This window comes from Flavobacterium sp. LC2016-13 (assembly GCF_009707955.1).
Lineage (GTDB): Bacteria > Bacteroidota > Bacteroidia > Flavobacteriales > Flavobacteriaceae > Flavobacterium.
Map to the genome: position 1 here is coordinate 296689 of NZ_WMDQ01000001.1, position 15940 is coordinate 312628.

General features: G+C 33.8%; 11 protein-coding genes. 6 read left to right on the forward strand and 5 right to left on the reverse strand.

Features of this window, described 5'->3' with window-relative positions:
* Nucleotides 1–51: 51 nt before the first annotated feature.
* The 4 genes from GKZ86_RS01345 to apaG all read left to right on the forward strand — a co-directional run bounded on the left by GKZ86_RS01345 (nucleotide 52) and on the right by apaG (nucleotide 5665).
* Nucleotides 52–825: a class I SAM-dependent methyltransferase gene (locus GKZ86_RS01345; protein WP_194632579.1), complete on the forward strand. Its 774-nt coding sequence runs from the start codon at nucleotides 52–54 to the stop codon at nucleotides 823–825.
* A gap of 124 nt (nucleotides 826–949) precedes the next feature.
* Complete coding sequence (locus tag GKZ86_RS01350; protein WP_154781337.1) at nucleotides 950–3859, forward strand: DEAD/DEAH box helicase; 2910 nt, start codon at nucleotides 950–952, stop codon at nucleotides 3857–3859.
* An 80-nt stretch (nucleotides 3860–3939) separates the two neighbouring features.
* Nucleotides 3940–5199, forward strand: coding sequence for a DUF5103 domain-containing protein (locus GKZ86_RS01355; protein WP_154781338.1), 1260 nt, complete (start codon nucleotides 3940–3942; stop codon nucleotides 5197–5199).
* A gap of 79 nt (nucleotides 5200–5278) precedes the next feature.
* A complete protein-coding gene (apaG, locus tag GKZ86_RS01360; RefSeq protein WP_059117893.1) occupies nucleotides 5279–5665 on the forward strand; it encodes a Co2+/Mg2+ efflux protein ApaG in 387 nt (128 codons plus the stop codon).
* On the opposite strand, the gene pdeM is transcribed toward apaG, so the two are convergent.
* From pdeM to GKZ86_RS01380, 4 genes are all read right to left on the reverse strand, one after another.
* Nucleotides 5662–6297, reverse strand: a complete 636-nt coding sequence (gene pdeM / locus GKZ86_RS01365; protein ID WP_154781339.1) for a ligase-associated DNA damage response endonuclease PdeM — start codon at nucleotides 6295–6297, stop codon at nucleotides 5662–5664. The two genes, apaG and pdeM, sit on opposite strands and share 4 nt — an antisense overlap.
* A 36-nt stretch (nucleotides 6298–6333) precedes the next feature.
* On the reverse strand, nucleotides 6334–8793 hold the full coding sequence (locus GKZ86_RS01370) for a ligase-associated DNA damage response DEXH box helicase (protein ID WP_154781340.1): 2460 nt from the start codon (nucleotides 8791–8793) through the stop codon (nucleotides 6334–6336).
* Nucleotides 8794–8896: 103 nt separating this feature from the next.
* Nucleotides 8897–10498, reverse strand: a complete 1602-nt coding sequence (locus GKZ86_RS01375; RefSeq protein WP_154781341.1) for an ATP-dependent DNA ligase — start codon at nucleotides 10496–10498, stop codon at nucleotides 8897–8899.
* Between the two features lie 191 nt (nucleotides 10499–10689).
* Nucleotides 10690–11745: a ligase-associated DNA damage response exonuclease gene (locus tag GKZ86_RS01380; protein WP_154781342.1), complete on the reverse strand. Its 1056-nt coding sequence runs from the start codon at nucleotides 11743–11745 to the stop codon at nucleotides 10690–10692.
* 200 nt (nucleotides 11746–11945) lie between these two features.
* On the opposite strand from GKZ86_RS01380, the gene pruA reads away from it, so the two are divergent.
* Entirely contained in the window at nucleotides 11946–13571 is a 1626-nt protein-coding gene (gene pruA / locus GKZ86_RS01385) for an L-glutamate gamma-semialdehyde dehydrogenase (protein WP_154781343.1), read from the forward strand.
* Nucleotides 13572–13919: 348 nt separating this feature from the next.
* Nucleotides 13920–14645 carry a hypothetical protein gene (locus GKZ86_RS01390; RefSeq protein ID WP_154781344.1) on the forward strand — a complete coding sequence of 242 codons (726 nt, stop codon included), beginning with the start codon at nucleotides 13920–13922 and terminating at the stop codon, nucleotides 14643–14645.
* A 70-nt stretch (nucleotides 14646–14715) separates the two neighbouring features.
* Here the strand turns inward: GKZ86_RS01390 and GKZ86_RS01395 are convergent, their stop codons facing one another.
* Nucleotides 14716–15723, reverse strand: coding sequence for a serine hydrolase (locus GKZ86_RS01395; protein WP_154781345.1), 1008 nt, complete (start codon nucleotides 15721–15723; stop codon nucleotides 14716–14718).
* Between the last annotated feature and the right edge of the window lie 217 nt (nucleotides 15724–15940).

A 15940-nucleotide genomic window follows, 5' to 3' on the forward strand; every position in this document is an offset into this window, starting at 1 on the left:
CAACGTTAATCCGTGTAAATTCGTGAAATTCGTGTTCAAATTTATTTAACCGTGAAGAAACTTTTTAAACTTATTTTAAATACAATTCCACGCCCGTTATTAATTCGTTTGAGTTATGTGGCGCGTCCAATTTTAGCTTTATCATTAAGAGGAAGCAAATACACTGATCCTATTGACGGGAAAAGCTTTAGATCGTTTTTGCCTTACGGATATGGGAAACAACGTAACAATGTGCTTTCGCCAAGTACACTTTCGTTGGAAAGACACCGCTTACTTTGGCTGTATTTAAACGATCAGACTGATTTTTTTACGGCTCCAAAAAAAGTGCTTCATTTTGCTCCGGAACAAGCTTTTTACAAATTATTTCGCAAGCAAAAAAACCTTGATTACACAACAACCGATTTACTTTCGCCTTTGGCCGATGTAAAAGCAGACATTTGTAATTTACCTTTTAAAGACAATGAATACGATGTTATTTTGTGTAACCACGTTTTAGAACATATTCCGGATGACACAAAAGCTATGCAGGAATTATTTCGTGTATTAAAACCGGGCGGAATGGCGATTCTTCAAATTCCACAAGATTTGTCAAGAGAAGTTACTTTTGCCGATGATTCGATTACAGATCAAAAAGAGCGTGCCAGAATATTTGGTCAATACGATCACGTTCGTATTTATGGGCGCGATTATTTTGACAAATTAAGAAGCATTGGTTTTATTGTTATCGAAGAAGATTACACCAACAAAATTGCACCAGAATTGGTAGAAAAATACTGTTTGGCAAAAGGAGAAATTATTCCGCTTTGCTTTAAGCAGGAAAACTAATTTTTTTTCACCATATAAGTGATATAAGTTCATTTTAAAAGAGTTTTCAAATTATTGATATTTTGAAAACTCTTTGTTTTTTTAACCCAATTCCTAATTTACAAGCCAACCAAATCCCTAAACCTTGGAACCTACAAAATCATTTCAGTTCTGTTTTGACATCAGTTTTGAAAAAAATCTGAATGTTTATATTCCAACAGCCTATATCGTTGAGAATACCAATGAAATCAAATACTTAAATAAAAAAGCAACTCCAGGCGTACTTGAAAGTTTCGGAATTGTTTCTGAAAATTTAGATTCTAATTCTAAAAAAATACTCGCAGCTTGTGAAGCTTTAAAACCTGACTTTATTTTCAAAAAATTCAGTGCCAAAATCAAGTCGGCAAAAACAATTGTCGATCTGCAAAAAGATTCCAAAATTGACTTTGCCATTCGTCAGCACTTAAAATTAAATTTAAGTTCATTTTATACTTTAATTGTACAGGAACAATTTCCGTTATCCATTAATATGGGAGTTGAAAAGGATTTTTATCGTTCCAGAGTCGATATCAATCCGCTTTATTTTGAACCTCAAATTCAATTCGATAAACACACGGAAGGAATTACGTATACACTTTCTTTAAAAGAAAACGAAACTACATTTTTGCCCATGAACAGCAATGTTGATGTGCTGCTGGATGAACCAGGCTGGTTAATTATCAATAAAAAATTAGGACAGTTAAAAGAGCTTAATGCTAAAAAACTTTCGCCTTTTTTAAAGAAAAAATCAATCGAAATACCGTCAAAATTAGTGGATGATTATTTTAAGAATTTCATTCCCGAAATAGCCAAAAAAATTGACATTGAAGCAACAGGTTTTGAAATCGAGCAGCGTGATGAAATTACTTCCTGCACGATTCAGCCCGTTTATGATTTCTTTAAAAATTGTTATTACCTCAACCTTTATTTTGATTATAACGGTTATTCATTTGATGCGAGTAAAACGAAGAAAACACATTCGTTTGTTGATTTTAGTGTTGCTAATGAACCTAAAATTATTCAGTTTAAACGAAATGCTGATGAAAATTTATACGCCGATAAATTAATCGAAATTGGTTTAATAAAAATCAAAAACGAATTATTTGGGTTGAATTCTGATGTTGAAACTTCTGATCCTTATGTCAATATTCAATTGATAATTGACAATAAAGAAAAACTGGAAAGTTTAGGATTTACAATTCAAAATTTAAAACTGGAAAGCAAAGCAATCATTACGGAAAACCATACCATTTTGGCTTCAAAAGATGAGACAAAAGAAGATTGGTTTGACATTAAAATAATTATTACGATTGGAACTTTCACGATCAATTTCAGTGAAATTATCCCGAATATAAAAAGCAAAGAAAGGCTCTTTTTATTGCCTGACGGAAACTATTTTTTGATTCCTTTAGAATGGCTCAGCAAATATAGCTCGCTGGCAAAACTGGCTAAAACAGAAAATGGGGATCTTCTTTTACGTAAAAGTAATTTTACTGCTTTAGATGCTATTCCGGAAATCAAAAGCGATTTAGGTAACTCTCATAAGGCTGAATATGTAGCTTCTGATTTGCTGAAAGCAACTTTGAGACCTTACCAAATTGATGGCGTAAAATGGCTTTTAGGTCATTTTAACTCCAATTTGGGCGCTTGTTTGGCTGATGACATGGGACTTGGAAAAACATTACAAACTTTAGCCGTTCTGGTTGCTGTTCAGGAACAATTAGGATTTACTACGAAAACATCAAATTTTGATTTGTTTGCAAACGAAACTACTGTAGAAAGAGAACCGCTTAAAACTTTGATTGTTTTGCCTTCTTCATTGGTTTTTAACTGGTATAATGAAGCTTCAAAATTTACACCGCATTTTTCGAAAATGCAATATGTTGGCAATGACAGAAAGCAATTAGCAAGCCGATTAGCATCTTCTGATTTGATTTTTACCAGCTATAGTATTGTGCACCGCGACATTTCGATTTTAGAAAAATATGATTTCCGTTATTTAATTTTGGACGAAAGTCAATACATTAAAAATAAAAACTCTAAGATTTTTAAAGCGATTAATAAAATAAATACGGCCCATAAAATTGCATTAAGTGGTACGCCTATCGAAAATTCGCTTGACGATTTATGGTCGCAAATGCAATTTATAAATCCGGATATTTTGGGCAGTTATGCTTTTTTCGTAGAAAATTTTAAAAATCCGATTGAGAAAAAACAGGATGAAAATAGTTTATCTGAATTAAAAAATCTTGTTCAGCCTTATATTTTAAGAAGAACAAAAGAACAGGTTTTAAAGGATTTACCTGAATTATCTGAACAGATTTATTATTGTGACATGGATCCTGAACAGGAGAAATTGTATGAAAAAGAAAAATCAAGAGCTCGTAATTTTTTACTAAAAACTGACGGATCCAGCCCTGACAAAATCAGCATTATCAATACGCTGATGAAGTTAAGACAATTGAGTAATCATCCAAAAATGGTCGATCAGGAATCAGAAATTGATTCAGGAAAATATATTGCAGTTACTAATTATCTGGAAAGTTTAGTAAAAGGAAAACAAAAAACGATCATTTTTAGTTCGTTTGTTACTAATTTGAGTTTTTACACGGATTGGTGCAAGGAAAACAAAATAGCCTATTGCGAGATTACAGGCGAAACTCCTGCCAAGAAAAGAGAACAGCAGGTAAATTTATTTCAGGAGAAAGATGAGCCTTTGTTGTTTTTTATTTCGCTTAAGGCGGGTGGCGTTGGTTTGAATATTACGAAAGCTTCTTATGTGCTGTTTTTAGATCCCTGGTGGAATCCTTTTGCTGAAAAACAAGGAGTTGGAAGGGCGCACCGAATTGGACAATTGAATAAAGTAAACGTAATTCGATTTATTTCTAAAAATACGGTAGAAGAAAAAATAATCAAACTGCAGGAAAACAAAAAGCTGTTATCTGATTCGCTTTTAGAGGAAAGTTTTGTTAACGATGAAATCGAAGTTAATTTAGAATTCATTCTGGGATCTTAATAAATTGTTTTTAAAACCAATAAAATGTCCTATTTTTCGTTATATAATTTGTTATATTTACAATCTTAGAACATAATAAGATGCCAAAATTTTTGTTTCAAAACCTTTTTTTGTTTTTCATTTTCGCTTCGGCGACAGCGCAGGAAATTCAAACAGAAGTGGTTCCTCCCTATAATATCAAAACCGTTTCGTTTGTTCAGAGCGGAAATAATGTCGTTCCGATATTTGAATTGGGTTCTTCATTTGAATTTCAATTTGATGATTTATTTGGTAATGAAGCGAATTACTATTTTGAAGTAACGCATTGTGATTATAACTGGAAACCAACTGATATTCCTAAAACAGATTACGTTAGAGGTTTTGATAATCAAAGAATTACGGATTACTCTAATTCTTTTAATACGCTTCAGGTTTATTCGCATTATCGATTGGCTTTTCCAAATCAATTCACGACACAATTGCGTATTTCGGGAAATTACATGCTGAAAATTTTAAATGAAGATAAAGAAGTTCTTTTTTCGAGAAAATTTATTTTATACGAAGACCATTCTACGGTTGCAGCTCAGGTAAAACGAACCCGAAACATCAGCAATATTGATTATAAGCAAAATTTGGAATTTTCGATACTTTCGAATGATATCGTTTTTCAGAATCCATTACAAAATATCAGAATATTATTATTTCAAAATGGCGATTTTAATACCGGTATTAAAAATGTTGTTCCGCAATATACTATCGGAAACCAACTGGTTTACAAGTACGATAAAGAAACCCAGTTTTGGGCCGGAAATGAATTTTTATATTTTGAAAATAAAGACATTCGTTCTGCCAGCAATAATGTTGGAAAAGTAGGTTTTAACAATGATATTTATAACTCTTATTTATACACAAATGCCGCGAGAGCAAACCAGGTTTATACGAATTATCAGGATGTAAACGGAAATTTTGTGGTGAAAAACATAAATGGTTCAGATAATTCTATTGAAGCAGATTATGCCTGGGTTTATTTCACGCTTTCGGCGCCCACTTTCAGATTAAACAAAGACATTTATATTACAGGAATGTTCAACAATTACAGTTTGTCTCCTGAATATAAAATGGACTATAATCAGGATAAAGGAGTTTATGAAAAAGCTGTAATGATTAAACAGGGTTTTACCAATTTTGAGTATACAATTGCAGACAAAAAAGGTGTAATTGATTATGAAAATGCAGTTGATGGCAATTTCTATCAAACAGAAAATGAATATACTATCCTGGTTTACTATAAAGAAAGTTCTGATCGTTACGAACGCGTAATTGGAAAAGGCAACGCAAACTCTATAAATATCATCAATTAAAACATTGTTAAAGGTTTCTGTTCAATGATTTTTTTTTGTAAGTTTGCCTCTATAACACACACATATATACGACTTTAGTATGGTTTCTCAGATTACAAGAGGCATAAAAATATCCGTTTTGACTAGTTTTGAAGGTACTTACTTCAAGAACTACAAGATTCACTTTGCCTTTAGTTATGTAATCACAATCGAAAATCATAGTAAAGATTCTGTTCAGTTAACGTCTCGTCACTGGGAAATTTTTGATTCTCTAAATGATCTTGAATTCGTTGATGGAGAAGGTGTTATTGGAAAAAAACCTGTTTTAAAACCGGGTGAAAACCATACTTATAGTTCTGGTTGTTTACTATCATCTCCTTATGGTGCGATGAAAGGTCATTTTAATATGATTAATTTCACGACTACAAAAACATTCAAAGTTATTGTTCCGACTTTTAGAATGTGCGCTCCTTTTGCTTTAAATTAATTTATCGTTACTTCTATTATTCCTTCTTTTGTAATGGCGTATGCTTTGTCATTTTCTGTTGGAATCAAATAAGAATTTCCTGTAAATTCGCCAAAAGCGGGAAAAATTAATTGATTTGGTTTTTGAAAAAAACACGATAAACTTAAAAACTGACGACCTAATCCTTTCAATTGTATTCCCGGATGAATGTGTCCGCAAAAATTAAAAAGACCTTCTTTTTCTGTTGGATGATGTGTCAATAAAAAGTCATCTAATAATAATTCGCTGTAAATTTCGATATTCAAATCTGTATAATAGTCTTTTGAAATAATATCGTGATTGCCTTCAACTAAAATTATTTTTTGTTGATGTTCTTTTGTCCATTCAACAAAAAAATCCCATTCGTTATTGATTTTACTGTGAAATAAATCGCCCAGAAAAACAATTGTTTCCGGACGGAATAATGCTAAAACGTTGTTTAATCTTGTAAAATTTTCGAATATTGCATCTTTCGGAATTCCAATTCCGTGTTTTCTAAAATGTGCCACTTTTCCTAAATGCACATCAGAAATTAAAAGCATCTTTTTTTCTTCCCAAAACGCTGCACCGGATTGATGCAGAATGAAGTTTTGGTTGTTTATTGTAATTCTCATATTTAAATATAGTAACCTTTTTTATAATCTTCACGATTATTTCATGTAACTCGCTGTCATTTTTTTGATTCTTTCTGCTAAAGTTTCACTTGATAATTTTTCTCTCAATCGATCTGTAATTATCGGGAAACTAAATGGCGTTGGTTTTTTGCATTGTTTCCAAACAATAGTCTGATTATTAATCCTTTCTAAAGCCTGAAGCAAACGTCCTTCTTCTAACTGATGTTCAAAAGTTTCAATATAAGCTTGCTGAAGCAATAAATTATCCGGTTCATAATCTCTAAAAACTTCAAAAAGCAATTGCGAACCACTTTGCAAATGCTTGGTTTTAACCGGTTTTCCCGGCATTCCGGTAAAAACCAAACCGGCAATTACGGCAATATCCCTGAATTTTCTACGTGCCATTTCGGTCGAATTCAGGCTTTTTTGCAAATCGTGATGTATGTATTCTGAAGAAAATAAATCATTATCAAAAACAGCTTGCATATCAATTTCCTGATCCGAAAGTAATTCAAAACCGTAATCGTTATAAGCCAGCGAAAAAGTAATTGGCGACAATAAACTAATGCGATATGACAATATACTCGCTAAAGCTTCATGCACAAACCGACCTTCAAACGGATAAAAAACAGCATGAAATCCTTCTCTTGTTTTAAAGGTTTCTATTAAAAATTCGTTGGTATCAGGAACAATACTTTCTTTTCGCTGTCTGGTAAAAATCGGCTGCAATGCTTTTAATTCCGGTGTTAGATTATCTGTATTTGCTGCATATAATTCTTCTCGCAATAATTCACTCATTTGTACTGATAAAGCCATGCGGCCACCCATCCAGCTTACTACTTTTGACGCTTTTTTAGGATCTGCTTTTCGTACCAAAACCTGCATATTTTTTACCCGGAATAATTCAAGCCTTTTTCCGGCAAACGTAAAAACATCTCCGGGTTTTAGTTTTGAGGCAAACCATTCTTCAATAGAACCAATATAACCGCCGCTTAAAAATTTAACGTTGAGAGAAGCGTCGCCCACAATTGTCCCTATTTGCATTCTGTGATGCATGGCAATCAATCGGCTATTGATTTTAAAACGTCCGTCTTCTTCAATTTCTACTTTTTTAAATTCGTCGTAAGCTTGCAGACTCTGGCTTCCGTTGGTAATGAAATTTAAAATCCAGTTCCAGTTTTCTTTTGTAATGTTTTGATAACAGAATGTTTTTCTCACTTCTTCAAAAATTTCATCCGCAAAAAAACCATCAGAAACTGCCAAAGTATTTAGATATTGAACCAAAACATCCCAACTGTTGAGATACGGAATTCGGTCTTCGACAATGGTTTTTTCAACCGCTTTTTTAAGTGCCGAAGCTTCTATAAGTTCTATAGCATGAGTCGCCAAAAAATAAATAACACTTTCTTTTCCCGGCTGATGTCCGCTTCGTCCCGCTCTTTGCAGAAATCTGGCAACGCCTTTTGGTCCGCCAACCTGAATAATGGTTTCAACAGGCGCAAAATCAACTCCTAAATCTAAACTTGACGTGCAAACTACAACTTTTAATTCTTCGTTTCTAATGGCATTTTCGACCCATAAACGTGTTTCTCTGCTAATACTTCCGTGATGCATGGCCATATCTCCAGCAAATTCAGGATATTTTTCCAATATTGCTTGAAACCACATTTCGCAGGCAGAACGCACATTGGTAAAAATTAAAGTGGTTTTACTTTTTCTGATGATTTTTGCAACCTCATCAATTAAGTGTAATCCCATGTGTCCGCGCCACGGATAGCTATCCATTTTTTCGGGCAATATCGAAAGCACTTTTATCTTCTTATTGATATTTGCCTTGATCAAAACTGAATTTTGATAGGCTTCAGAATCTAAACCTAATAAAACTTGTTGTGCTAATTCGAGATTTCCGATTGTGGCAGAAATTCCCCAAATTCTCATTTTTGGTGCGACTGTTTTTAAACGCGACAAAGCCAATTCCATTTGTACGCCTCGTTTTGTGCCCAATAATTCGTGCCATTCATCAACCACAATCGCAGCACAATTGGCAAAGGTTTTGGCAAATTCTTTTGATGCCAAAAGCAATTGCAAGCTTTCAGGCGTTGTAATCAATAAATCCGGCATTTTTTTGCTTTGCTTCGCTCTTTCGCTTTGCGATGTGTCTCCGGAACGAATTCCAACTGTTAACGGTAAATCTAAATCAGTAACAATTCTTTCTGCTGCTTGTTTAATTTCTACCGAAAGTGCGCGTAAAGGCGTAATCCAAATGGCTTTTAATCCAGGCTTATGCTTGATTTTATAATTGTGATTTTTCTTCATATAATCGAGAACGATCGGAAACCATAAGGCATAGGTTTTTCCGCTTCCGGTGGGAGCGTTCAGCAAACCGTTTTTGCCTTGCAGAAAGGCGGTCCAGGTTTGAGTCTGAAATGGAAAAGATTTCCAGCCCTGATCGTGAAACCAGTTCTCTGCAATGGTGTATAATTCGTCTCTGTTCATTTTTTTATGAGGTTCAAAGTTGCAAAGGTTCAGAGGGACAAAGTTTAGCTGTTTCCTAAAGTTTTTTTCTTTGAAACTCTTTTACTTTGTCTCTTCGAACATTTTATGAAATCATACTTTTTAAATCTTCAATCGAATTGGCTTCTTCAATTTTCTTGTCATGTCGCCATCTCAAAATTCTTGGAAATCGGGTTGCAATACCGCTTTTATGTCTTTTTGAAAGTGCGATTCCTTCAAAACCAATTTCGAAAACCAATTGTGGCGTTACGCTTCGAACGGGTCCAAATCGCTCTAAAGTGTTTTTCTTTATAAAATCATCGACTTTTCTAAATTCAGCATCGGTTAATCCGGAATATGCTTTTGCGAAAGTCACCAATTCTTTTTCGCCTTTATCATTATTCTGCCAAAGCGCAAAAGTATAATCGGTAAAAAGATTCGAACGTCGTCCGTGTCCGCGCATAGCATACGTTAAAACGGCATCAATTACAATAGGTTCAATTTTCCATTTCCACCAATCGCCTTTTTTTCTTCCAACCTGATATGGCGAATTGTTGCGTTTTAGCATCAAACCTTCGCTTTTCATTTCGCGGGCACGCATTCTTTCGTTCGTTACATCTTCCCAGGAATGGAGCAAAACTCTTTCTGATAATTGAAAATTAGTGGTTTTATCTTTTATCGAATCGTATAATTGTTCTAATAATAATCTTCTTTCTGAATAAGGTAAATGGCGAATATCTTGTCCTTCCCATTCTAAAACATCATACGCCTTTAGAATTACAGGCACTTTTTCGAGCAAATTTGCCGATATGGTTTTGCGTCCAATTCTGGCTTGTAAATCATTAAAAGTTCCGATTTCTTTTTCGGGAAAAGCCAGGATTTCGGCATCAATAACAGTTCCGTTTGGAATAATGCCAACAAAGGATTTAAACTCCGGATATTTATCGGTAACCAGCTCCTCACCTCTTGACCACACATAAATTTCGCTTTCGCGGATGATGGTTTGAGATCGGATTCCGTCCCATTTATGTTCGACCGACCAATCTTCTGGATCGCCGAGATTTTCTACTTCGCCTTCAATTGGATACGCGAGATAAAACGGATATGGTTTTGATAAATAATCACTGCTTTTTTCATCCAAAATCAATTCCTGAAAAGTAATTGTATTCGGATCCCAATTTCCCATTAATTTATAAGCTAAAGCATCTTCATCAACATTTTCTGCTTTAGACAAAGCGCGTGTCATTAATTTTTGGCTTACGCCGATTCTTAAGCTTCCGGTAATTAATTTGGTAAAAACAAAGCGTTCGTAATAATTCAACGCCAGCCAATTTTCATGTAAGTATTCTTTTTTTTCAGGATCTGATTTCTTTTTTAAAGCGATGATTTCCTGTAAATATTCAGTCAGACTTTTATCTGAATGTTCTTTTGTGGTGGGAATAATCAAAGCAATCGTTTCGGCCAAATCACCCACAATATGATAACTTTCTTCAAAAAGCCAAAGCGGAATATTGGCCAGCTCATTTGCCCAAATTCGCAATAAAGTGGTATTAACAGGTCTTGGCGGTCGACGATGTGAAAGAATCGCAATTGTCCACACTTTATCCTCTGGCGAAGCATTTTTAAAATACGTCGTCAAGGCGTCGACTTTTACGTTCGTTTTATTCGAACTGTCCAATGTTTTTATGAGTTGGGCAAAATTCTTCATTTGCGTATATTATTTTAACTCGTTGCGCATAATTATTAAACACTTAGGAACATAGTTTTAAATTAAAGAAAAAGATATTTTAAAAAATCTAGATTTTCACACATAGTCCCGAAGCGTCGGGATTTGTTTAAATAAATGAAATGCCTTTAACCAGAAAGAAAAACTATGTTTCTATGTGTTATTTTTATGGATTAATTTTCAGTATTAATCAAAGTTTCATTTTCATCTATTGCCGCTTCTTTTTCATCTTTTTCCATTTCTGCCGCTTCGCCTTCGTATTGCGTTTTTTCGGTTCTGGCATCGTAACCCAATTCTCTTAAATATTTAGAGAAAATATCGGTATAACCGTGTGTACATATTATTTTTTCTGCGCCTGTAGCTTTAATGCTGTCCAATAGAGAATACCAATCGCAATGATCGCTCAAAACAAAGCCTTTATCTATCGCACGTCTTCGCCTTGCGCCGCGAAATGCCATCCAGCCACTTGCTGAACCGGTTACAAAAGGCGTCATTTTTCTGATCCAGATACTTCCGTGTGCGCTTGGTGGTGCAAGCACTATATTCCCTAATAAATCTTCTTTTTTGGTTTCTCTGGTTACTAAAGTTGTTGGTGGAAAATCAACCATCGGACGTAAAACATTGGTCATGTTTTCGATCGCGCCGTGTGTATAAATCGTTCCAATATCAGTATTTAGGTATTTTAAAAGTCGTTGTGCTTTGCCTAAGGAATATCCAAAAAGAATGGATGTTTTTCCTTCTGCTTTATTTTCTGCCCACCAATTGTTAATTTCTGAGATTACCTCAGCTTGCGGTGTCCAGTTAAAAGCGGGCAAACCAAAAGTACATTCGGTTATAAAAGTATCGCATTTTACCACTTCATAAGGTGTTGAAATTCCGTCATCTTCTGTTTTATAATCTCCGGTAAAAACCCAAACTTCACCTTTGTGTTCAACCCGAATTTGTGAACTGCCAATAATGTGTCCGGCAGGATGAAGCGAAAATTTTACATTGTTGATCACAAAGGTTTCTCCCCACTCTTTTCCGGTCACATTTATTTCTCCTAAACGATGACGAATTATTGGAATATTGGTATGGTGCGTAATATAATTTTGATGTCCCCAACGCGAATGATCGGCATGACCGTGTGTAATAATGGCATTTTTTACCGGTCGCCACGGATCGAGATATACATCGGCCTGTTGGCAATAAATTCCTTTATCATTAAAAGCCAAAAGTGGGATTTTCATCTTATTACATTTTAAAAATTACAAAAATGGTGAGCGCATCAACTTCAAATTTAGGTATTTATACAGAAAGGCATATTACAACCTGACGCTATTACTTTATTAAATTACAACTTTTTAATATTGTGTTATGATATAATCAAAATATCATTTGTACTTTTGTATAAAATTAAATAATTCGTAATTTTAAAATATTTCATCCCATGTTAAAAGGATTCTTTCATGTACCAAAAGCGGTAAACGAGCCTGTAAAAGGATACGCACCGAACTCACCAGAAAAAGCAGCTGTTCAGGCAGCATACACTTCAATGTGGAACTCTAAAATTGATGTTCCATTATACATTGGTAGTGAAGAAATCAAAACTGGAAATACTAAAACAATTTCAGCTCCGCACGATCACAAACATATCGTTGGAACGTATCATTTAGCTGAAAAACAACATATCGAAAAAGCGATTGCAAATGCTCTTGAATCAAGAACTGCATGGGCAAATATGGCATGGGAACAACGTGCTGCTATTTTCTTAAAAGCTGCTGAATTAATCGCTGGTCCTTACAGAGCTCGTATTAATGCTGCAACTATGATTGGTCAATCTAAAAACATTCACCAGGCAGAAATTGATGCTTCTTGCGAATTGATCGACTTTTTACGTTACAACGTAGAATTTATGACTCAAATTTACAACGATCAGCCAAAATCTGATTCTACTGTTTGGAATCGTTTAGAGTACAGACCTCTGGAAGGTTTTGTTTACGCAATTACTCCGTTTAACTTTACTGCTATTGCTGCAAATCTTCCTGCAAGTGCTGCAATGATGGGTAACGTTGTGGTTTGGAAACCAAGCGACAGCCAGGTTTTTTCTGCAAAAATTATCATCGAAGTTTTCAAAGAAGCTGGAGTTCCTGATGGCGTTATCAACGTTGTTTTTGGAGATGCTTTAATGATTACTGATACTGTTTTGGCTAGCCGTGATTTCGCTGGAATTCACTTTACCGGATCAACTCACGTATTTAAAGATATCTGGGCTAAAATTGGTGCAAATATTCACCACTATAAAACATATCCAAGAATTGTTGGTGAAACTGGTGGTAAAGATTTTATCATTGCACACCCAAGCGCTAATGCAAAACAAGTATCTACAGGAATTACCCGTGGTGCATTTGAATATCAGGGGCAAAAATGTTCTGCAGCTTCAAGAGCTTATATTCCGCAAAGTTTATGGCCAGCTGTAAAAGAACAATTAATTGCTGATGTAAAATCTTTTAAAATGGGTTCTCCTGAAGATTTTGGAAACTTTATTACAGCAGTTATTCATGAAGGTTCTTTTGATAAATTAGCGAGTTATATTGATCAGGCTAAAAAAGATGCTGATGCGGAAATCATTGTTGGTGGAAATTACGATAAATCTGTTGGATACTTTGTGGAGCCAACGGTTATTGTAACTACAAATCCAAAATATACGACAATGGAAACTGAGTTATTCGGACCGGTTATGACTATATATGTATACGAAGATGCAAAATGGGAAGAGACTTTAGAATTAGTTGATACTACTTCTGAATATGCTTTAACCGGAGCTGTATTTAGCCAGGATCGTTATGCTACTGAAGTTGCAACTACGAAATTGCAAAATGCTGCAGGTAACTTCTACATCAACGATAAACCAACAGGAGCTGTTGTAGGAATGCAGCCTTTTGGTGGCGCAAGAGCTTCCGGAACTAACGATAAAGCAGGTTCTGCATTGAACTTATTACGTTGGGCTTCTCCTAGAACTATTAAAGAAACTTTTGTAACTCCAGAAGATTACAGATATCCTTTCTTAGGTTAATTTAATTCGAAGTTTCAATGTTTTCAGGTTTCAAGTTGAAAACCTTTGACCATAAAAACAAAAAAGCCGAATCTTTTAATTAAGATTCGGCTTTTTGCTTTTGTCTTATTTCTGCAAGCAAAACCTAAAAGCTAAAGCATTGAAAAACAATTCAATAATAAGCCTTCCGTGAAGATTAAATTATTTTTGTAGTACTTTTCTTATTCAATTGAATATCAACACGTTACAATTATTAAAAATCTTATTCTGTTATTTTTAAAACTTCTTATTCCCATCTATAAAACTGTATGATTCTACATTTGCCTGTATAAAAAAACATTAATTAATAAAAAATAAAAATACAGTGTTATGAGAAATTTAAACAATGTTCCTAAAGTAATTTTAGAATCAAAAAGCATTGGGCATGCAATTGATTTTACCTGGAATAAAAAGAAAATAGATAAATTTTTAGATCCTATTGAACAAAACGAGGATTTGGAAAAAGCATTAATGCGTATTAATCATAAAGGTTCTGTTGGATTTACTGCTGCGTTATTAGAGTGGATTTACTGGCGTTTTACGGGTTACACACAAGCAACTCATGATACTCAAAAACGCATCGAAGCGCTTTGGTGTTCTATCAATGAGCAAACGAATCCTTTATTGTTTGATACTGATCTTGAAGTTCCTGCCGTAGGTTCTGTTGATGGCGCATTATGGATTGCTTTAATGAATGTAAGAATGGTTGATGTAAGATATAGAAAAGGATCTTACTTTTTGCAAAATGAACTTTTAGGATTGGTATTACTGGCACGTCATATTACACCAAAAAAGAAAATTTTTGACAAATGGATCAATAAAGTTATTTCAGATTTAATTCGTTTATATCCTTGCCAATATGATTATACAGATTTGGATGAATCTGATGAAGCAGTTTACAATTCATCAAATGAACCTGTAATATGTCGCGAATTTTTCTTCGATTCTGAATTTAAATATTCTCCGGAAGCTGTAGAAAGAGCTCTTTATAATTTTATCGATAATTTAGATCATAAAGCAAATCCGTTTTTAAACTTGTCCAGAAAAGCATCTTAATATTAATTATTCAATTCACGATAACCCGTCAAAATAAGAATTTGACGGGTTATTTTATTTTAGCTTCTTTTTAATTTTTCTCAATAAATAAACTGGCTATATTTTCTAAATAACCTTCCGGACGGAAACCTTGTGCGTTGGTCAAAATTATTACAGAAAGATTGTCTTTTGGATAAATATACATTCCTGAACTAACACCTAAAGAAGCAATAACCTCATTCTTTAGAATCATTGATGTTAAAAGTGTTTCAAGATTTTTTTCTTCTTTGATTAATTGATGATTTTGCAATGCAATTATCCATTGTGCGATTTCTTTTGCGGTTGAATAAATTCCTGCTGAGGTTCTCAAATTTTCAGGAATTATTTCATATACATCTATTACATCACCATTTCTAGCATTTTTATATGATGATCTTCTGCGTTTAAATACATTATAATAATCAGCAAATCCTGCTTTAATTGAGTTCTTCATTTCAGCTTTTTCAAACTCATTTTCGATAAGATATTTATCAAATGATTTTCCGCTTACTTTTTCAATGATCATTACAAGCAAAAGATAATTCGTCTGATTATAATCAAACCGTTCGCCGGGTTCAAAAACAACCGGTAGCTCTTTTATTTTATTTAAAGAAGTTATATTATTTTGAGTCAGCAAGTTTTCTTCAGAAGTCCAAATATCTGGAAGTCCAGATGTATGCGTTGCCAATTCTTTTATCGTAATGCTCTGCCATGTATTTGGCAAATCATCTAAATATTTAGAAATTGGTTCTTCTAAATTTAATTTTCTGTTTTCAACCAATTGCATTAATGCAACTCCTGTAAATGCTTTGGTTATAGCATTAATATTAAAAACTGTTTCATTATCAACCAAAACCGAATCCTGAATATTTGATAATCCGTAATTCAATTCTTTAACAATTTTATTGTCTTTAACAACTGCCAATTGCAAACCAATAATGTTATTTTTTTGAATCATTTCTCTTACCACATTATCAACTTTATCGCCTTGCGAATAAATTCCGTTAGTGATCATAAAAATGGCAAGTAACAGCACAATTTTGTTTAATTTTTTTCTCATATTTTACAGTTTTTGTAATTAATTTTATTTGAAATTTCGCTTCTTTATTTCAGCTCTTTTCCTAGAAATAAAACTAACAGTAGAATAATTTTTATCATCTTTTATATTTTTAAGCGAATATAATCTGCAAGCAAATGCTCTATTTTTCGCGCAATTAAAAATGTTGTTTTAGCACACAAAGAATAGGTTTTTAGTAAATTTTTCATTCGTATGCTCA

Coding starts and splice junctions, on each gene's coding strand:
- apaG (WP_059117893.1), top strand. CDS start 5,279: ATGGTTTCTCAGATTACAAGAGGCATAAAAATATCCGTTTTGACTAGT.
- GKZ86_RS01380 (WP_154781342.1), bottom strand. CDS start 11,745: ATGAAAATCCCACTTTTGGCTTTTAATGATAAAGGAATTTATTGCCAA.
- GKZ86_RS01370 (WP_154781340.1), bottom strand. CDS start 8,793: ATGAACAGAGACGAATTATACACCATTGCAGAGAACTGGTTTCACGAT.
- pruA (WP_154781343.1), top strand. CDS start 11,946: ATGTTAAAAGGATTCTTTCATGTACCAAAAGCGGTAAACGAGCCTGTA.
- GKZ86_RS01375 (WP_154781341.1), bottom strand. CDS start 10,498: ATGAAGAATTTTGCCCAACTCATAAAAACATTGGACAGTTCGAATAAA.
- pdeM (WP_154781339.1), bottom strand. CDS start 6,297: ATGAGAATTACAATAAACAACCAAAACTTCATTCTGCATCAATCCGGT.
- GKZ86_RS01355 (WP_154781338.1), top strand. CDS start 3,940: ATGCCAAAATTTTTGTTTCAAAACCTTTTTTTGTTTTTCATTTTCGCT.
- GKZ86_RS01390 (WP_154781344.1), top strand. CDS start 13,920: ATGAGAAATTTAAACAATGTTCCTAAAGTAATTTTAGAATCAAAAAGC.
- GKZ86_RS01395 (WP_154781345.1), bottom strand. CDS start 15,723: ATGAGAAAAAAATTAAACAAAATTGTGCTGTTACTTGCCATTTTTATG.